Source organism: Staphylococcus caseorum (assembly GCF_049943195.1).
Classification (GTDB): domain Bacteria; phylum Bacillota; class Bacilli; order Staphylococcales; family Staphylococcaceae; genus Staphylococcus; species Staphylococcus equorum_A.
In genome coordinates, this window is record NZ_JBNFUA010000001.1 from 1,204,958 (window position 1) to 1,224,207 (window position 19,250).

Below are 19,250 nucleotides of genomic sequence, written 5' to 3' on the forward strand. Positions count from 1 at the left end.
TAGTTTCCTCTCTTTTTAGAAAATAATAAGTGTTAGATATAACCCTAACAGTGTAATAAATAATACCGGAATCGTTATAATAATACCGGTTTTAAAGTATGTTCCCCAAGAAATTTTAACACCTTTTTGAGTAAGTACATGTAACCAGAGAAGTGTTGCTAACGAACCAATGGGTGTTATTTTAGGTCCTAAATCAGATCCGATAACATTCGCATAAATCATACCTTCCTTGAGTATGCCTGTTGTTTGAGATTGACCAATCGCTATTGCATCTATTAAAACAGTTGGCATGTTGTTCATAATAGATGAAAGGAATGCAGCTATAAAACCCATGCCCATGATACTACTAAATAAGCCATAACTTGAAATATTTGTTAGTACATCACCAAGAAGCGTTGTAATGCCCACATTTTTTAGACCAAATACCACAAGATACATACCAATAGAGAATAAAACAATATTCCATGGTGCACCTTTAATTACTTGTTTCGTATGAACAGCCTTAGATTTACGTGCTAATAATACAAATATTAAAGCAATGATACCAGCAATAATTGATACTGGAATATTTATAAACTCACTTATTAAATAACCAACTAGCAATACAGTGAGTACAATCCACGAGATGTTAAAAAGCTTTTTGTCCTTAATCGCTTCTTTTGGTTCTCTAATATTTACTGCATCAAATTTTCTTGGGATAGACTTTCTAAAATAAAGCCATAAGACAAGAATACTTGCGATTAAAGAGAATATATTAGGTATAATCATTTTACTGAAGTACTCAACAAATCCAATATCAAAGTAATCAGCAGAAACAATATTAACTAAATTACTAACAATAAGTGGTAATGATGTGGTATCTGCAATAAAACCACTAGCAATAATAAATGGAAATATCGCTTTTTTATCAAAACCTAGACTACGTACCATTGCTAAAACAATAGGCGTCAGTATTAAAGCCGCACCATCATTTGCGAAGAAGGCTGCTACAACTGAACCTAAGAGCATGATAAAGATAAACATTTTCAAGCCATTACCCTTTGATGCTCTCACCATATGTATAGCAGACCATTCAAAGAAGCCAATTTCATCTAATATGAGTGAAATAAGAATAACTGCAACAAACGTTAAAGTCGCATTCCAAACGATTCCAGTAACTTCCAGTACATCTGAAAAACTCACAACACCAGTAATTATAGCCACTACAGCACCAATTAATGCAGTAATACCAATATCTAGACCTTTAGGTTGCCATATAACAAAAATTAACGTTAATACAAATATTGTGATTGCTAATATCATCATAATTAACACTCACCTTTCTCTACTGTTTCACATATACATGGGACTGTACTGGAACCCAATAGAGTCAGTCGTGATGTAACGTCATCTAATACGTCATGATTCAATTTGTATAAATTTTTATTACCATCTTTTCTGGATGTAATTAAATTATTGTCTTTTAATACTTTCATATGATGACTTAATGTGGGTTGAGAAAAAGAAAAATGCTCTAATAAATCACAAGCGCATAATTCACCACAAGATAACAAATCTAATATTTCAAGACGGCTACTATCAGCAATCACTTTTAAGTATTGTGATATTTCTTTATAATTCAATTTTTCTTCTTCCTTTCTACTTGAAACCTTTTATAACGTTGATAATTTTTATTACCACCTGACAAATTAAACACTTGTTTAAAACCTAAATTAATAAGTACGTTTTGTGCAGCATTCCCAGTAGTACCTTTATTACAATAAGTCACTATCTTTTGATTTTCATCTAATGTTTTTGCATAACTTCTCAACGTTTTCAATGGGACGTTAATCGCTCCATCAACATGATCAACTTCAAATTGCTTTGGAGAACGTACATCTAAAATCAATAAATCATTATTTTGTTTTATAACTTCTTCAGGCGTTATAATTTTGCGTCCTCGAGTAATATTGTGTCCAATCATCCCTGTATAAATAACAGGATCTTTAGTTGTAGAAAAAGGAGGTGCATATGCTAAATCTAAATGAAATAAATCTTCTGCATTGGCACCAAACGTTATAGCAGTAGCTAGTACATCTATTCTCTTATCTACACCTTCATACCCAATAATTTGGGCACCAAGTAATTTAGAATTGTTTTTATCAAATATAGCTTTAATTACCATTTCTTGGCCTTGCATATATTCTGGACGATTCGGTTTCACATTGTGTAATACGTCAATATCAATATCTAAATCAATAGCTTCTTTTTCAGTTAAGCCTGTTTGGGCAATTGTCATATCAAATATACGAACAATGCCTGTTCCTAAAATACCTTTATGTTCTAGATTTCCACCAGTTAATCGATCTCCTAAAATACGTCCCATTTTATTTGCTGTAGAACCTAGCGGTCTATATATAGGGTTACCAGTAATTAAATTATAACTTTCTGCTACATCACCAATTGCATATATGTGAGGAATATTTGTTTCAAAATACTTATTGGTTTGTATTGCTCCAGATTTTCCAATATTAATACCAATTTCTTTAGCTAATTTAGTATTTGGTGTGACACCAATCCCAATAATGATTAAATCTGTATCAATTAATTCGCCAGTTTTTAAGCTCACTCTATTTATTGTATGATTTTCATCATAATCAATAATATCTATTTCATTATAGGTATATACGTTAGCTTTATCTTCAATATATTCTTGAATCATAAAACTGATATCGTAGTCTAAATGAGGCATAAAAGTACTACGTTGAACAATTGAAGTATTGTAATTAGATAATTGTTCTAACATCTCTAGACCAATAAATCCACCACCAATGATTGTTATATTCTGAACATCATTGCCCTCAATATAATTATAAATTGCTTTCGCATCATTAATATTTTTAACTTTAAACACATTGTTATATTCTTCGCTATTTAATTGAGGAAGTTCTTTAGGCGATGAACCTGTTGCTAATACTAATTCGTCATATTCTTGAATCATCTTTTCATCATTTACTAAATTGGTAACTGTTATTGTTTGATCAGTATCATTTATCTGATTCACTTCATATTTTGTATAAATATCTATATTAAAGCGCTCTTTAAACCATTTAGCATTTCGTGGCGTGAGTTCATCAATATCAGATACATTACCGCCTATATAGTAGGGAATACCACATACTGAATACGAAATATCACTATCTTTATCAAAAACGGTAATTTCCACATCTTCACTATTTCTTCTTGCTTTAGCCGCGACACTTGTACCGGCAGCAACTGAACCAATGATTACAATTTTTTTCATTATGATAACCCTCCATAAGGTATGACAAAATAATTATCAAGACTTTCATTTTTAATCTTGTTTATCCAAATTGATTCATCTTCTTTTTTGTTACTAAAAAGGTCATCACGTTGATTTAGCGTAACTAACGATTGATTAACAACCCACCAATTATGGCCTATATTAGCTCTATTTAAATCTTCTACTAAACGTTTAGATTCTAAATAAGGTGTTTTTTCTGCTAGTGTTACGATTATCATCTGTGTTAAATTTTTATTTTGAATTTTGGGTAATAATGTTTCAACATTACTGGTAGTTTGAGTTGATTTTTTCTTTAGTTCTTTATGATGATTTTCACTAGAATCAAGTAACAGCAAGGTATGGCCTGTAGGAGCTGTATCTACAATTACGTAATCCATGTCTTCTTGATTCTCCATAATGTCACTAAAGGCTTTGAAAAATGCTATTTCTTCTGTACAAGGTGATTTTAAATCTTCCACAATATAATCAATATCGTCTTGTGGTGTATCATCATTCACTGTGGCTAGTATTTCTTTTTTATACTTTTCTAATGCTTGTTCTTCATCAATATAAGCAGTATTTAAATTACTTGTGGTTTCAACATTAATTTCTTTAGTAGGGTCAGTCGTTGCTAAAAGAATACGATGTCCTTTATTAGATAATGCTGTAGCTAATTGCGTTGCTACTGCCGTTTTACCAACGCCACCTTTTCCCATTGTAAATAAATATTGAACTTTACCATTTTCAATTTCATCTATTAATTTATTGAATTGCGGATGATCTTCAACAATAAATTCATCATTTTCAATTAAGTTATCATCATTTAATAGATTAGATAAACTTTCTATACTTTCTGCTTTCTGTTTTTTATATGGAACGTAATAGGCATGATTGTTATTTAACCATTCAGTAAAATGGTTAATATTTTTATCTTGTTCTGATTTCATTTGACTCGAAATTAAACCGTGACTTTCTTCTATATAGTTGTTAATGACTATATAGAATTTAGAAATTGATAGTTGTTGTAATTCTTGTTGCGCTCTTTGAATTTCATATATAGATGATTGGTTAGGTTTAGCAACTAATATCATTGTCGTATCTTCTTGGTTGCGTAATTTTTCAAGTGTTAAGTTATATTTGCTTCTATTTTCATTTAAACCCGATAATTGACCTAAACAAGAAGCGTCATTACTCGTTGTATTTAAATAATCTGTCCAAGCAGAAGGTAATTCAAGCATTCTCAGTGTGTGACCTGTCGGAGCTGTATCAAATATAATGAAATCAAATGCCTGTTCTAAAGTTTCGTCGGATAAGAAATTAGTGAATTCATTAAATGCTGCTACTTCAACTGTACACGAACCACTTAACTGTTCTTTCATCTCAGAAAGTACATCTTCTGGTAGAATGCCCTCATAAGGTTCTATAGCTTGTGCTTTATAATCGTCTGCTGCAGCAATCGGGTCAAAATTGGCTATAGAGAGATTAGGTATAGGTTGATATGTAGTTAATTTATTAGATAATTCCATTTGAAATACATCTTGTAAATTACTAGCTGGATCAGTACTTACTAAAGCTACTTTCTTTCCATTCTTCGCTAAATTTAAAGCAATAGAACTTGATATCGTCGTTTTGCCTACGCCACCTTTACCAGTAAAAAACAAATATTTTGTTAACTCAACATTATTTAAATTCAATTTATTTAAGTATTTAACAGCATCCATCTCCACCACAGCATCCTCCATTTCTCATCTGATTAACCGTAATAATTTCATCGGCTTCTTCTTGGGTAATATAAGTACCCGTTTTAGCTATATTGCCTTCTATAAAAGTGATTGGTAAAACTTCATTACCTTTTTCTTGAATTAAACGAATAGCTTCTTTATTTTTAATAAATTCATTCGGATTATTACTCATATTATAACGTTGAACTTCTATTTGATTTGATTTTAAATATTCATTGATTTGGTTCGTCTTTATTAGTGTTTCATCCGGTTCTGGACCACATACGCCAGTAGAACAGCACATAGCTTCTTCGTATATTTCAATATTTAACATTATACTCACCTCATTAATTATTTTACTACCATAGATTAACATCTATATAGATTAGTGTCTATGTATTGATTTGGATTTTTAAAATTTTACTTAATTTGAGTTTCTAATAATATAGCTAGGAAGAAAATATTTTTACTATTGCTGTGGAGCATGTCTAAGTTTATGTAAAATTATAGTTTTTTAATCTTGCAATAATGTATATATTGATTTATATTTAATATATCAAAAAAAGTTGATATATTAAATGGAATAAAATTATTTAGACAATAAGGAGGTGTGCCTGATTGCGAGTAAACCACGCAAGTACTTTATCTGTTGGTTACTTTGTAAGTTATTTAAATCTTGTTATGGTATCAAGAGAAGTCACTTTAAAAGAAGCTACAATATATATGGAGAAGGAGTTCTTTAAAGGTAATATTCATCAGTATGGTGAATCAACAGAAAATAACTACAAACAAGCAATACAAGAATTGAAATAAAGATAATATAAACTCTAATCAAATATTATAAAAAAGAGGTGTTCTTTTTATGGAAGTTATTAAAGCAAAAACTGATATGAATGAAGATCAACAATTAGATTTTTATGAAAACATGTTTAATGCACTTGCCGACAAAAACAGATTGAAAATACTAAATCAAATTAGCCAGAGTTCTAATAAATCATTATGTGTGTGTGATTTAGAAGCGTTATTAGATTTAAAACAATCTAAAATTTCTTATCATTTAAAAAAATTAGTAAGTGCACAGATTTTAATACCTGAAAAATATGGTACTTGGAACTACTACAAAATCAATGAAGCACAAATTCAAGTTGTATTAACTGAAGATACTTGCTGTAAAATATTATAGGATTTATCTTATTACACATCATATTAATCAACTTTTTTTAATTTATATATCAAAAAAAGTTGATTAAATAAATTCAGAGGAGTTATACTAATGACAGATTCAATCATAGAATTCATAAAAACATTTTTAATGTTATTTTTTGAATTGTTAGCATTATTTATAGTTGTAAGTTTTATTGTAAGTTTAATTCAACAAGTAGTATCAGAAGATAAAATACAAAAGCTTTTAAGCAAACCAAATAAAGCAACCAACTATATATTAGGAATGATTTTTGGTGCTATTACACCATTTTGTTCTTGTTCTACTATCCCTATACTTGCAGGTTTGTTAAACTCTAAAGTTCCGTTTGGTCCAGCTATGAGTTTCCTAATCGCTTCGCCACTCATGAATCCACTCATGATATTTATGCTATGGATTCTATTAGGTTGGAAAGTTGCTGTTGTTTATTTTGTTGTATTAGCGATATTTAGCATTTTAACTGGTCTTGTTTTTTCAAAAATGAATTTAGCAGAGAGTTATAAAGGCGTTAATGTCAAAGGCGATGGATTTTTCAATAATAAATCAGGATCTCGTTTTAAACAAGCCTTAAATGATGCTTGGGCTTTCCTATATCCAATGTTACCTTATTTAATTATTGGTGTATTTGTCGGTGCATTTATTTATGGATTTATTCCAGAAACATTTATAACTCAATATGCGAGTGGCGATGGTATTATCTCTGTTGTTATTGCTTCTGTTATTGGTATACCTATGTATATTAGACCAGAAACGATGCTTCCTATAGCTGAAGCATTAGTATCTAAAGGCATGTCTTTAGGTACAGTGGTCGCATTAATTATAGGTGGCGCAGGCGCAAGTATTCCTGAAGTCGTATTGTTGTCCAAATTATTTAAAAAGAAATTTGTAATATCTTTTGTTATAGCAATTTTAGTAGTGGCAGTTGCTACAGGCCTAATTGTTAACTTAATCATTTAAGGAGGTGAAGTAAATGGGTATCAAAGACGCGTTAAAAAAATTAAAACCTCAAGAGCAGTCATGTTGTTCAGTAGAAATTGAAGAAAACACGGATAATAAAAAAGAAAAAGAGGAAGCAAAAGAAAAAGATAATAATAAATGCTGTTAATCTTAAAAAGGATACTGGTTTCATAATCAGTATCCTTTTTAAGATTGTTTTAACATATAATACATAAATACTATGTTGAAAATACTGTTAATTCGGCTTTTGTATTAATTAAATACATATAATGAATGGTGCCCACTTAACCATGCCACGCCCTTCGGGTATACGTGGGTTTAAATATTCTCGTGGTATATTACGATAATCGGATTCGTATTTATATTCATCTGGTGCATCTTGGTTAATAATCATATAATCACCTCATGAATATAATAGAACACTTGTTCGTATATGTAAATAAAAAAATACATTCCATTCATTGTTTAAAAATAGTATTATAGTATCAATGTATTAATTTTCTTAGGAGGTATGACATGAAAATAAAAGATAAACTTTTTATAACCAATTTAAAATATAGCGCTTTGTATGCAGGCGAAGAAAAAGGCGATGTACAATTTAAAGAGAGTCTAGAAAATTTTGAAGATTTATCGGATGATAACTGGTCTATAATTTTACAGTTCGATGTTATCGGATTAGAAAATATAACTACTAGAGATTTAGAAAAAGATGGAATAATTTTACTTACTTATTCTGAACTACCTTCTAAAGAGCTGAGATTTGATGGTATGCAAGGCACACAAATTAAGAATGGAGAAAATTTTAAAAAATCATACGGAATGGGACTTCCACATGATATAGATATAAACAATATAGATAATATATATTTAAAAATTTTGTACTTACCTGATGCTTTCGGCGAATCTCAAGTATTCACGAATCATTTTCATTATATGTTGAATGATAGTGAAAACGAATTAGCAAAATTTACTTTCCCTTTATCCTTAATGAAAAGAGGAAATCTAAATGAGTAGACCCGATTTATCATTAGTAAGAAGTATGAACGAAACAGACGTTGGGAAAACCATTCCCGAAGCTACTACACTAAATAAATATGATATAATGGAGATAAAGAAAGTTACAATTGAAGCCTTAATGGAATATGAAGAGAGATCCTTAGATTTGGGAGGTAGAAAACAAATGAGCGAATACGTGAAAAGAGAAGAATACGAAAACTTCAAAAATCATTTAGATACTAAATTTGATAGAATTATAGATAAGTTAGATGAAAATCGTAGAGAAATTAAAGATGATATTACAACCAGCAGACAAGAAATCAAAGATGATATAAATGAATTTAAAAATAGAACGCTAACTGTATTTGGTCTAGCTGTTACAGTGATTGGTATAGCAGTACCAGTTGTACTTCACTTCATATAAAAAAAGGACAGATTTTCTAACCTTTTTTAGTGCAAAAAATAACCACCCAACAAAAACTATGGGTGGTAAAATTCAGGCAATCTATTTTTTTGGTAATTGTAAATTTAAAACTTCAACTTTTGCTGCTGTATCATTCGGCAATTCTTCCACTTCGCCTACAAAACCTATTGAACCTAAAGTAATGACTTTATATTTATGACCATTCTCATCTTTAAGTGAATCTAATTCTTCTTCTACTTTTTTTCGTGTATCACTTTCAAAACGATAAAGCTCTTTACTACTGTCAAAATCTAGAACGATAAATTCGTAAATTACAATTTGCATATTGCCACCCCTTATAATTAATAATTACTAATTCAGTATAACACAATTGTATAGAACTCAATAAAAAAATAGGGCAAGTGCATGACGACACTTACCCTTAGTAGTATGAAAATGTAACAAGTACATTAGCAACTGTTTGTGTTGTACCATAAAAAAAGACGCCGAAGCGCCTGGAACTAATTGTAAGAATTAGTTCGTTAAAAGAAAGGATACATATATATATATATATTATCAGAATATTCTATAAATAACAATGGATAATAAAAAAAGAGCAAACACGGGACAAATGTGTCTGCTCTTCAAGGACTTGAATATAGCTACTGAAAGTGAGTAAGCGTATACACAATGGTTAGAAAGTCTTTTGATATTTTTGGCACAAAATATCTAAGTAAACGATATCATATTATACTAGTTATTACTAGTGAATTTAACTAATATATCCCCACAATTGACCTACCCCATGATTAGGTGGAGCTACTTTATTCCATGTTCTAATAGGCATGTAGTAGCGAGTGTTGTTCCAATCAAAGCCAATCCATACATGGCCGTCCTGTAAACAAACTTCATCATATGGAGTATATCCACTAGGTTGGAACCAGTAACCGAAAATATCATCGTTTAATTTTGGAGAACCAACACGTGTAGCAATTGCAGTATTACCACATGTGAATGTAGCTGATTCTGGTTTGTACCAAGTACCGTGTTGATTTTTCTTCCAACCAGTAGAACCTACATTAGTTTGTGCTTCTTCTTCGGGTTTTGTACTTGGAACAGTAGACTTATCTGGAACATCACTACTTGCTGGACTACCAGCTTTTAATGATGGATCGTTGTAGTATTTTTTAATTTCTTTAATGAAGTAATCTTTCAATTGGTTTTTAATATTAGATGATGCTGCACCTTGTCGAACTGGGTCGAAACCTGTATGAATTGCCATACTTCTGTGCGGACAAGCTGTTGGAACAAATTGATTATGCAACATCACTGTATCTCTATTAACCGGCAATCCATAATAAAGCATATCAGCTGCAGCCTTTTTGAATACTGCTTGTTCATTCGCCATGAAGTCTTTATTACTAGCGTTCATTGATTCATTAACTTCATAACCGATATAACTATTATTACCGTTAGCATCAGCGACATGCCAAGCTACACTGTACGTATCTATCGCACGCCACACTGTGTTTCTATCAATATAGTAATGTGCTATACCTGCTTCGTAACGTGCTACTGAAGCATTGCGTAAATTATTATAATCTTGCTTAGCTGTGGCATTACCTGCTGTATTGTGGATTACAACACCCTTAACATTACCACTACGGTTAGCCATTTTATAATTGATTGTGTGGTTAATCGTTTCAATTTTAGTTGACTTCTTACTTGCACCTTTATCTGCGTCTTCATAAGGTGGACGTATAATTCCTAAGAAATTGCTATAGTCATGGTCTTCAATAAATGCTGCCGGACTACCTTTAGTTAAACTTTCGTTGTACCAGTTTTGATCTATACTGTTGAAGTATGTTCCATTTGCTTCTGTGACTATACCTGTATGTCCATACTCTCCACCAAATACAAATATATCTCCAGGTTGTGGTATTTGATTCTTACCTTTAATAACTTGGAAACCTTTAGGCCATTTATAGTTAATGAAATCTTTTGCGTCTCCCTGTGGATGTACGTCCCAATACTTTTTAGTAAATTCAATAATAAACGTTGCACATTGCGCACCGTATGGTTGACCGTCAGTAAGTCTATTCCCGATATTTTTAACTGCCCATTTAACGCCATCTTGTTTCTTCATATATAAACCTCTCCTTATTTCATATTTAAATCTTTTAATGCTTCTTCTTGATTCTTAGCTTTCTTAGTTACAACAAATGTATTTTTGTATACACCATAGAAAGTTAACGCTACTGGTATACCTGTATTAAGCACGTTTACCCATGCATCAACCTTTTGTGGATTAATCCATTCTGCACTAATACCTGATGCATTTAACGCCATGTATAAGGCACCTAAGAAACCACCTATTAAAGCTATGAATTGTGATACTTTATCTTTCTTCATCTAATTACCTCCATAATAAAAAGCCGACTCAATGAGCCGACTCTAAAAGAATACTTGTGCAAAACCTATCGCTGCTGCAAAAATACCACCTAACGTCGTTATGATGGCAATTGTTACTTGAACAGCACCCATTTTCTTTTCTTTAGTTGTTGCCTTAATTTCCTTTATTGCATCTGTGTTTGATTTTGTTTGCGTTTCAATATTAGAAACACGCTTATCAAATCCAGTTAAATTGCTATTAATCTTGTCTAAACTATCTATCATTTTATCTTGTTGTTTTATCGTTTGTTCGCCTCGTTGTTGATCTAACTCTAACTTTTTATCTAGTTTATGGTATAAATCTTTTAACTCTTGGTCGCCTCTGTCAATGTACTGATATATTTTTCGTTCACGTGTATTAAATACATCGTGTGTAACAAACTTATTTTCGTCTACCATATAACTCCGCACCACCTACAAACGATGTAACACCAGTCCACGCTGTCAATATTAAAAAGTTGAATGGTGTTAGCCAATTTAAATTATTGTACAACCCGGCGCTCGTCATAACGAAGTAGAATATCGACGAGGTTAAACCACCTACAAAGATGAAGAAATAATATTTGCTGTTTTCTTCCATACTTGTCACAAACAACGCACTTATAGTATATAGAAAACCAGTAACCATAATTATTAAACCCCATAACCAAATAGGCATGATTTCATTTAAAGCTAGATAAAAAGGCGAATCTTTCAATATTGTTTCTGGACTTGTAAACCAAAGTACACCCCGTCCAAATATGGTCGAACCTAGTAGTAGGGATTGAATGATTAACAATATTTCTTTTGTGTCTAACTTACTAATACTAAATGTCCTTTTCATTCACTCACCCACTTTCTATAAAATAAAACCACAAGCCTAAGCCTGTGGTTGTTCTGGATATTATTTAAAATTTTTATTACAAAGTAATACTTTAGGTTTATCAAAAGATGATTTAATGACCTCATAACCTTTTTTGTCTCTGTTTTGGCTAACTAAATTAATTAGATTTTTAATTTCCTCAGGTGTTCCTTGAATATCATATCCTCCAATATTAATTTTCATTTCCATTCATCTCCGAATTCTCTAGTAATTTAATAAATTCTTTTTTTATTTCGTTTATTTCTAAAGAATTTATTATTATCCCTAAATTGATACCGATTGTAGAGTGTGATATCAATTTTGTAGGTTCTTGTACTTCTTTTATTTCTCCAAAGTTATCAGCAATAAATACTGCTTTGTTAATTCCTAAAAACATTAATCTTTCTCCATTAAAAATGAATTCACCTGATTTTGTACTATAACCAGTTGCATTGTATAAAAATACTGGTGAACCGCTTGATCCTGGAACTATAGTCATATCTATTAAAAAATGGGGAGTACCATCAAACTTTATCGCTGGATGAGTTGCAGTTATTCCTTTTCTGAAAACAGGGAAGTTATTAAAAGTATCTGATATACCATTAGGATAGCCTATCATGATTACTTCTTCGGCAAATTTTAAATCTTCTAAATCATTTATATTCGGTAAATTTTTATCGTTTAAGAAAGCGATATCCATTTTTACAGATTCATCCTGGAATTTTTTAAGCATATCAGCTATTATTATTGCGCATAAATCTATATCACCGTTAGGGTGATTTACTATCCTGTTTTGTAAATCTTTTAATAAAAAATCTTCTTTTTCTACAATTTTATTTTCACTAGAGAAATACTCGTTTTTCGACAAAGTGATTCTTATTGAACTGGATTCTTCTATAACATGCTTGTTTGTTAGTATAACTGGAATTGTAGTATCTTTAGAGTAAATAAACTCATAAAAGAAACCAGTACCTGACGAATTCTTGTCCGTAGTGATTTTAACAACGACCTTTGATAAAAAACTCATATAATCCATAATATTACCTCTTTTTAAGTATAGTATAGATTATATTTTAAAGTTTAACTAGACAAAAATTCTTCTCCAGTGATTTCTTTGTACTGTTCAGGTGTTATCCAATTTGCTTTAACACTTTCGAAAATCTTTTGTTTATCAAATAGTTTTAAATTGTATAAACGTTTAAGAGTCGTGAACATCAGACATACCTCCCTGTACTTTTAATAATTTTGCTGTTAAATTTGCAATATCTTGTTGTAAATCTTCAATTTTAGAATTATGTTCTAAATCATTAGCTAAAAGTTGAGCGTTTAAAAAATCATGTGAATCAGGAATATCTGGTTCCTGTTTAGGTAATGTATCTAACCATTCCTCACGAGTGGCACCTATCCACTCATCACCATCAAAATAATAAGGTTGATATATGCCTTCTGGTGGAGGTGTTTCTGTCCAACTTTCATCTGGATAGTCATCTTCTTTTTGGACAATCACTGGTGTACCATCATATAAATAAATTATCTTCATTTTACCCCTCCTAATTTAACCATTGCGCAGACCCTAACGCATAATCTGCAGAAGTCCATGTGCTACGTTCGCTGTCAGGAATATTTAATTTAACTACGCCATCTGGTGTGATATATCCACTTATTGCTACTCTATTAGTTGATGACCTTAAATAGAAAGTTTGCATAGTTGATGTGAAATTTTCTGGAAGTTGCGCGATTTGAATATCATTAGTAAAGTTTTCAACATTTATTCTTATGGAACATGTTTCCACGCCATTTGCTATAACTTTTCTGTAACTACACTTAACACCCCCCCAAGATAGTGATTTTGTGTCTTTTTTAACACCGTTAATTGTATCGAATGGTACCCAACCTGTGTCGGTTTGTTTACTTGCTAAGTTTTGCCATTCAGTCCATCCGAAATTAGCATTTTTAGTTCTTACGTACATATCATTTGTATTGAAGGGTTCATATATTGCTTTAATGTAGGAGGTAGAACCTGTACCTCGTCTTAGTGTCAGAAAACCATTTGTATTAACTGGTCTGTTTATTCCGCCACCAACCCAATAAAAGCCGGGCGGTAATGTTTCATCAATAGTATCAAAATCAATGTCACTTACTTGAATTTGACTTCCATTATCATTAGTTAGTTTATGTTTTTGCCAATTTAAATTACTTATCTCTTCATCTAATGTTTGAGGTGATAAGAACCCGTTATCAGCTACCGTTTGATTAAACTCAGTAACTTTTGTATCTACATGCTCAGTAGCTTCTACAGCTTTACTATCAATGCTATTTATTGCTGTTGATGCTGTATCTTGAACACTTGTTTTAACATTATTAGCTGTAGTAGTTATATCTTCTGTAGCATTACCTTTCAATCTAGTTACTTCTTTTATTGTGGAACTTTTTAAATCTTCCACGGTTGATTCAACGCTGTTTACTTTGGCTTCAATAGTAGTTAACGCTTCTTGTAAAGCATCTTTCATTTGTGTAACATAATCTTCCCCATTTGCAATAGCTTTTTCAATGGCTAACACGCGTTCTGTTAAATGTTCTTCTAGCTCATCAAACTCAATGATATAGCTTAATTTTGTTTCCCCATCAAATTTCCAAGCAAGTGATTCTTGAATTGTGAAACTAAAAATACGTTCAGCTACGACGGCTTGTGTTTCTGTTTCATCTGACTGCTTAGTCACGTAGACTTGCGCTGTTACTTTACCAGGCATTTTAACCAATTCATTTGGTAGTACCACCTCTAGTAATCCATTCAAGCCATCTGCAATAGTTAACCTCTCCGTTATTCTTGATCCATTGGAATGGACTAAAACGATAGACGATTTTATATTTTCAACACCTATTAATAACGGTTTATTGTTCTGTGTTACTCTAAATCTAAATATTGCTGTATCTCTATCAGCACTTGAAAATGCGATATTTAAGTCGCTTCTCGGTTGGTATTCTGCCGATGTTTCAAGTGTTAAATTAGCAAGTTTTTTTAATGGCATTATTTAACCCCTCTTTCTACATATTTTGAAGTTAGGTAATTAATTTGGTTTTGTTGTTTTTCAATAATTTTATTTTGTTCTTGGATAGCGTTTATAATTGGAGCAATAAGTTCTTCATAACCAATTGAATAAACATCGTTCCCACCATCTTTTTCGTGATGTTGAACACCCGCAAAATCAATGTTTATATCTTCTACTATCTTTTGAACATCTTGTGCAATAAAACCTTGATGCAATCTATTACGTTTCTTGGAACCATCTTTAGGAATAGGGTTTTTATTGCCAAATTCATCTACGATAAACTCTCCATTTTCATCTGTTTCGTAATAATCCTCACGTAAATCTAAACGATACTCAACCGGTTTTAATTTTTTGATGAAATCTAATCCTAAACTTGATTTTGTAATATCTGCTTTATCTCTTTCATCTGAACGTAATTGTAAAGCTTGAAAGGCATACGGAGTAGTCTTACTATTTCCAAGTTGTAGTTGATTTGAACCTGTAACACTAGCGTTCTGTCCGATCCCTGTTATATTTTCGTAACCGCTCATTGTAACATCGTTTAAGGCGTTGTATCCCAACCCTGTTGCATTCTTAGTATTTTTTAAATAAGTACCTCCATTAGCACCTATAAATGTATTTCTAAAACCAGTTTCATTATTTGCACCCGCAGAATGTCCTAATATCGTATTTTCTTGCGCTCCATCTGAAACAGCCATTGCGTTCTCGCCGATAACAGTATTTGCAAAAGCATCACCTTTTGAACGTGCCATCGCATTTCTACCAATCACAACGTTACGGTCTATCTTATCTTCGTGATTTCCCCATCTCCAGCCTGCAGCACCATATCCAATAATCGTATTGTGTGAAGCGTGTACTAATTCTTGAGCGGCAGATTTACCTATAACAGTGTCTTGATAACTATCCATCATATGCCAACCGGCACGACCACCTACGAATGTTGAGTATTTAGCTTTAATACCATATTGGAAAGCATTTTCACCGATTGCTACAATACCATCGCCATTTAGTGTTTGTTCCATAGCATTATATCCAATACCTACAGAACGTTTAGTTGTTATGTTATAACCCTGTGCGTTTCTACCGACAGCTACATTACTTTGATTATCTTCTTGTCTGCGTGCTGTAAATGCTGGACTATCAACTTTACCAGCATAATCTCTCCAATTGGGCCAGTAGGTATTTAACGTATTGTTTATATCGGGTTCGGTATATAGTTGATGTCTACCTACGATATTTTCAGACGAGCCAGCCCATTTACCAGCGTTACCACCAATATAAGTACCTCTATCTGTGTAATTGGATTCTTTCAATGCGCCAGCGCCAATTGCGGTAGCCGAATAAGAGGCATCTAATTCTTTCCCGGCATCTTGACCAATCATTGTATTTCTTTTTTGACCATGTGCGTGTTTAAAAGCTTCAGAACCATATACTGTATTACCATATGAGTTAACTAAGTCTAAATTCACATTCAAACCTGCATTAATACCATTTACAAGATTATTTAATCTCTGACCGTTTTGTTCTACATTGTTAATCTGTTGAGGGAACGCACTTAACTCAAATTCAACCTCATTTATAAATAATTTTGCACCTACACCAAATGATAAGTTTTTAACAGGTTCGTCTAAAATATAAGTACCCTCAGGGAAATAAAGTATATATCCTTCATCTATTTTTAATAGATTTTCACTAGACAACTTATAGCCTTGTTCAACTTCTTCGAGTAGATCTAATTTGTGAATATTTACATAAGCCATACCTGACCAGAGTTCATCAATTTTTGAGTTCATAAATAAGAAATCAGCAAGTAATCTTTCAGATAGTATAGTATGGACTGTGTTATTATTGAATGTTGAAACCCTGCTGTCTATGATTTCTTTTCTTCCATCTTTAAATGAACCTAATACTAGGTTACTAACTCTATTGTTAGTGTAGTTAATTACATTTCTCATATTCCAATTGACTTTCAATCCCGTATCTGTAACAAAGTTTAAATAGTCAATTTGTTTTGCTTCGTGTACATGTTCATCAATTTTATGATGATATTTAATATAGTTCACCAAATCATTGTGTTGTTGCTCAATTGTTTTAAAATTGTAAAATATATCTCTTCTAAATTCATGACCTAAAGATAATGGAAATGATTTTTCTAATATCATATATTATCCTCCTCTAATAGAGTTTCATTGTTTGCTTTTAATGTATCTTTCATTTCTTGTTCTGATTTAATAAGGAAGTCCAAGTTTGACCTTGTATACTTTTACTCCTTTTTATTCTAACCACGTAAATTGTTGATATATCCAAATATCTTTTTGTGATTTATTTCTATCATTTTCATGGACATATATTTTCAATTCACCGTTAGTTCGTGCTTCAACTCTAATTGGCAAACTGTTGCCATCTGTGGAGCAATTGAAGAAGTTGTTTTTTGTAATAAAACCTGTGGGAATATATGCGATTTGTTTATTGTGGGGAATATTTCCTATATTTAGTCTAATAGACTTAATTCGGATATCTCCAAATCTCACTTCTTTAAGCCCACATTTAAAGTCTCCCTCTCCAAATCTAGTATTTTTATCAACCTCTGGAATAAATTGGAAATCAACCCAACCCGTGTCTCCTATAACTGTTTCTTTGAAATTCATTAAATCTTCAATATTTGTTTCAACAGTTTCCATTCCTTGTACTGCCTGTGTATGAGTAGCTGCATAATACGGTTCACCATTTTCATCTAATGAATATTTAATTTCAGTTGGTTTATTCATCTATTAACACACTCCCTATTGAATCTGATGCTAATTTAGGCATAGAAAAAGACGACCCACCAAGTGACCCGCCTTTAACTAAATTATTCATTCTTTTTATATTTCTACTTATACCTTGTTGAATTTTTATAATATCAGTTGGTGAGTTACTGAAATCAACTTCCACTGGTTCGTTCACGATTGGATGTGAATATGTTAACTTAACCACTTTTAAATCTAAGTTGTAGCCTAGTGGTTGATGAATAAATCGAATCTCACTATTTTCATGAATATCATCATTCTTTAAGTAATGCTTATCCTCCATAGATCCTAAATAATTAGTTGATACTTCCACTGTGGGTTCATCGTTTAATTCTTGAATAAGTTTTTTTCTTAACTCTGTTTTATCAAGTACGTTATCGTCGTATAATGTGGGTGCCACTTTAGGATCGTCTTTATCAAAATGTGGAGAATAATATTCATCTGTAACATGATAAACATCAGTACCTTTCAATACAGCAGTTAGATTCAACACTGTTGATTTCTCTGTCCCTACATACATACATGGTTTAGATTTCTTATAATCCACACCACTCTTAGCTCCTCTGAATACTGCTTTAAAGGTATGGTTACCTTTTGATAAGCGTTGAGCAATGATAATTTTTTCGGATGTTGCAGTTTTGCTATAGCATTCATATTTACCTATATGTTCATCATCAAGATATACGTCTAACACGCCACCTTTAGCCATTTTCTTTAATGTCCATTCAAGTGTCTCGTTACCCCACTTACAATTAAATGTTTTAGTATAACTAGCGCCAACACTTTCAGTACGCCAAGTGCCATCTTTGATGAATGCACCAGAATAATTTAAGTCTTTAGGTTTCATAGGACTATAGTTTTTCGTTTCAGCTCTCGTTTTCTTCTTACCAAAACCTTGTATATAATTAAAAAGGTCTGTAGTTGTTGTAGTTGCTTGTACTTCACTAGAGTTATACTTGTATATCAACGGTATGTCGGTTGCTTTATAGAAACTATCTTCATCGTAGATATAAATCTTTTTATTATCTGCAAAATAGATATAATTAAATAATTCTGCCCCTTCGGTTAAGTATTCCATTCCGTTTTTATTACCTAGTTCATCTACTGCTACACGTTGGTCAAATTTACCTATAATTTTATAAGTATAACCAATCTTATTGCCCTTGAAACCAAAATCTAAATACTGTTCTAACGTCATTGTAGGCTTACTATCTTCTTCTGATTCTTCATTGTTTAGTTCTTCGTTTTCCAAATCTTTCTGTATATAGTGATTTTGGAACTCCATAAATATATGTTTCGCAGTGACTTCATTTATCACATTCATACCGTCATATTTAATTGCAGTAGACTTCACAACATAGTTTTGCCCTTTCCATTCAAGTAACATTTCGTTCAGTAATGATTCGAATAAATCCCAATTCATAGACGTTTTATATATAGTAAAATCAATAGATCGTTCATTGTTTCGCTCATAACTAAGTTTCCAAGAACCAAAGTCATAATCGGTGAGTATTTCTCCGAAAGTACCTTTTCTATTCTTTAATATCATGTCTTTCAA

24 protein-coding genes and 1 pseudogene are annotated in these 19,250 nt (G+C 31.8%); 6 read left to right on the top strand and 19 right to left on the bottom strand.

Going from position 1 to position 19,250, the window contains the following annotated elements; genetic code table 11:
• Nucleotides 1-15 precede the first annotated feature (15 nt).
• The 5 genes from arsB to arsD are packed head-to-tail and all read right to left on the bottom strand — an operon-like array spanning nt 16 to nt 5,338.
• Nucleotides 16-1,308 (bottom strand): arsenite efflux transporter membrane subunit ArsB, encoded by a 1,293-nt coding sequence (arsB, locus tag ACP3TL_RS06195; protein ID WP_176721779.1) that lies wholly within the window; start codon nt 1,306-1,308, stop codon nt 16-18.
• Nucleotides 1,308-1,622, bottom strand: coding sequence for an ArsR/SmtB family transcription factor (locus tag ACP3TL_RS06200; protein WP_013730040.1), 315 nt, complete (start codon nt 1,620-1,622; stop codon nt 1,308-1,310). Before ACP3TL_RS06200 ends, arsB begins: the two co-directional genes overlap by 1 nt.
• On the bottom strand, nt 1,619-3,283 hold the full coding sequence (locus ACP3TL_RS06205; RefSeq protein ID WP_069821054.1) for an FAD-dependent oxidoreductase: 1,665 nt from the start codon (nt 3,281-3,283) through the stop codon (nt 1,619-1,621). Before ACP3TL_RS06205 ends, ACP3TL_RS06200 begins: the two co-directional genes overlap by 4 nt.
• Entirely contained in the window at nt 3,283-5,010 is a 1,728-nt protein-coding gene (gene arsA, locus ACP3TL_RS06210; protein ID WP_285336871.1) for an arsenical pump-driving ATPase, read from the bottom strand. The genes ACP3TL_RS06205 and arsA overlap by 1 nt, the downstream gene beginning before the upstream one ends.
• The gene (arsD, locus tag ACP3TL_RS06215) at nt 4,991-5,338 is read right to left on the bottom strand and encodes an arsenite efflux transporter metallochaperone ArsD (protein ID WP_069821052.1); all 348 of its coding nucleotides are present in this window, start codon (nt 5,336-5,338) and stop codon (nt 4,991-4,993) included. The genes arsA and arsD overlap by 20 nt, the downstream gene beginning before the upstream one ends.
• A 284-nt stretch (nt 5,339-5,622) precedes the next feature.
• Here arsD and ACP3TL_RS06220 point away from each other — a divergent pair, with 284 nt between their 5' ends.
• The 4 genes from ACP3TL_RS06220 to ACP3TL_RS06235 all read left to right on the top strand — a co-directional run bounded on the left by ACP3TL_RS06220 (nt 5,623) and on the right by ACP3TL_RS06235 (nt 7,310).
• On the top strand, nt 5,623-5,817 hold the full coding sequence (locus ACP3TL_RS06220) for a hypothetical protein (protein WP_002509689.1): 195 nt from the start codon (nt 5,623-5,625) through the stop codon (nt 5,815-5,817).
• 49 nt (nt 5,818-5,866) lie between these two features.
• The gene (locus tag ACP3TL_RS06225; protein WP_069821051.1) at nt 5,867-6,187 is read left to right on the top strand and encodes an ArsR/SmtB family transcription factor; all 321 of its coding nucleotides are present in this window, start codon (nt 5,867-5,869) and stop codon (nt 6,185-6,187) included.
• A gap of 90 nt (nt 6,188-6,277) precedes the next feature.
• Nucleotides 6,278-7,162: a permease gene (locus tag ACP3TL_RS06230; RefSeq protein WP_285328684.1), complete on the top strand. Its 885-nt coding sequence runs from the start codon at nt 6,278-6,280 to the stop codon at nt 7,160-7,162.
• Nucleotides 7,163-7,175: 13 nt separating this feature from the next.
• The gene (locus ACP3TL_RS06235; RefSeq protein ID WP_107517768.1) at nt 7,176-7,310 is read left to right on the top strand and encodes a hypothetical protein; all 135 of its coding nucleotides are present in this window, start codon (nt 7,176-7,178) and stop codon (nt 7,308-7,310) included.
• Nucleotides 7,311-7,433: 123 nt separating this feature from the next.
• On the opposite strand, the pseudogene ACP3TL_RS06240 reads toward ACP3TL_RS06235, so the two are convergent.
• Nucleotides 7,434-7,556: pseudogene (locus tag ACP3TL_RS06240) on the bottom strand (YolD-like family protein); the annotation flags it as partial.
• A gap of 122 nt (nt 7,557-7,678) precedes the next feature.
• Between ACP3TL_RS06240 and ACP3TL_RS06245 the strand changes: the two are divergent.
• Together ACP3TL_RS06245 and ACP3TL_RS06250 are read left to right on the top strand one after the other, a co-directional pair.
• Nucleotides 7,679-8,176, top strand: coding sequence for a hypothetical protein (locus ACP3TL_RS06245; protein ID WP_285325575.1), 498 nt, complete (start codon nt 7,679-7,681; stop codon nt 8,174-8,176).
• Entirely contained in the window at nt 8,169-8,582 is a 414-nt protein-coding gene (locus ACP3TL_RS06250; RefSeq protein ID WP_285325574.1) for a hypothetical protein, read from the top strand. The genes ACP3TL_RS06245 and ACP3TL_RS06250 overlap by 8 nt, the downstream gene beginning before the upstream one ends.
• A gap of 81 nt (nt 8,583-8,663) precedes the next feature.
• Here the strand turns inward: ACP3TL_RS06250 and ACP3TL_RS06255 are convergent, their stop codons facing one another.
• The 13 genes from ACP3TL_RS06255 to ACP3TL_RS06315 form a co-directional block, all read right to left on the bottom strand.
• On the bottom strand, nt 8,664-8,906 hold the full coding sequence (locus ACP3TL_RS06255) for a hypothetical protein (RefSeq protein WP_285325573.1): 243 nt from the start codon (nt 8,904-8,906) through the stop codon (nt 8,664-8,666).
• Nucleotides 8,907-9,333: 427 nt separating this feature from the next.
• Complete coding sequence (locus ACP3TL_RS06260) at nt 9,334-10,707, bottom strand: SH3 domain-containing protein (protein ID WP_285325572.1); 1,374 nt, start codon at nt 10,705-10,707, stop codon at nt 9,334-9,336.
• A gap of 14 nt (nt 10,708-10,721) precedes the next feature.
• Nucleotides 10,722-10,973: a phage holin gene (locus ACP3TL_RS06265; RefSeq protein WP_285325571.1), complete on the bottom strand. Its 252-nt coding sequence runs from the start codon at nt 10,971-10,973 to the stop codon at nt 10,722-10,724.
• Between the two features lie 42 nt (nt 10,974-11,015).
• Complete coding sequence (locus ACP3TL_RS06270; protein WP_285325570.1) at nt 11,016-11,411, bottom strand: hypothetical protein; 396 nt, start codon at nt 11,409-11,411, stop codon at nt 11,016-11,018.
• On the bottom strand, nt 11,395-11,835 hold the full coding sequence (locus tag ACP3TL_RS06275; RefSeq protein ID WP_285325569.1) for a hypothetical protein: 441 nt from the start codon (nt 11,833-11,835) through the stop codon (nt 11,395-11,397). Before ACP3TL_RS06275 ends, ACP3TL_RS06270 begins: the two co-directional genes overlap by 17 nt.
• Nucleotides 11,836-11,895: 60 nt before the next feature.
• On the bottom strand, nt 11,896-12,057 hold the full coding sequence (locus ACP3TL_RS06280; RefSeq protein ID WP_176721770.1) for a hypothetical protein: 162 nt from the start codon (nt 12,055-12,057) through the stop codon (nt 11,896-11,898).
• On the bottom strand, nt 12,047-12,889 hold the full coding sequence (locus tag ACP3TL_RS06285; RefSeq protein WP_285325568.1) for a S1 family peptidase: 843 nt from the start codon (nt 12,887-12,889) through the stop codon (nt 12,047-12,049). Before ACP3TL_RS06285 ends, ACP3TL_RS06280 begins: the two co-directional genes overlap by 11 nt.
• A 44-nt stretch (nt 12,890-12,933) precedes the next feature.
• On the bottom strand, nt 12,934-13,068 hold the full coding sequence (locus tag ACP3TL_RS06290; protein WP_285325567.1) for an XkdX family protein: 135 nt from the start codon (nt 13,066-13,068) through the stop codon (nt 12,934-12,936).
• A complete protein-coding gene (locus tag ACP3TL_RS06295) occupies nt 13,052-13,393 on the bottom strand; it encodes a hypothetical protein (RefSeq protein WP_285325566.1) in 342 nt (113 codons plus the stop codon). The genes ACP3TL_RS06290 and ACP3TL_RS06295 overlap by 17 nt, the downstream gene beginning before the upstream one ends.
• A 10-nt stretch (nt 13,394-13,403) precedes the next feature.
• Nucleotides 13,404-14,882 carry a BppU family phage baseplate upper protein gene (locus ACP3TL_RS06300; RefSeq protein WP_285325565.1) on the bottom strand — a complete coding sequence of 493 codons (1,479 nt, stop codon included), beginning with the start codon at nt 14,880-14,882 and terminating at the stop codon, nt 13,404-13,406.
• Complete coding sequence (locus tag ACP3TL_RS06305; RefSeq protein WP_285325564.1) at nt 14,882-17,065, bottom strand: tail fiber domain-containing protein; 2,184 nt, start codon at nt 17,063-17,065, stop codon at nt 14,882-14,884. Before ACP3TL_RS06305 ends, ACP3TL_RS06300 begins: the two co-directional genes overlap by 1 nt.
• 111 nt (nt 17,066-17,176) lie before the next feature.
• Nucleotides 17,177-17,671: a hypothetical protein gene (locus tag ACP3TL_RS06310; RefSeq protein ID WP_069854506.1), complete on the bottom strand. Its 495-nt coding sequence runs from the start codon at nt 17,669-17,671 to the stop codon at nt 17,177-17,179.
• Nucleotides 17,664-19,250 carry a phage tail protein gene (locus ACP3TL_RS06315; protein WP_285325563.1) on the bottom strand — a complete coding sequence of 529 codons (1,587 nt, stop codon included), beginning with the start codon at nt 19,248-19,250 and terminating at the stop codon, nt 17,664-17,666. Before ACP3TL_RS06315 ends, ACP3TL_RS06310 begins: the two co-directional genes overlap by 8 nt.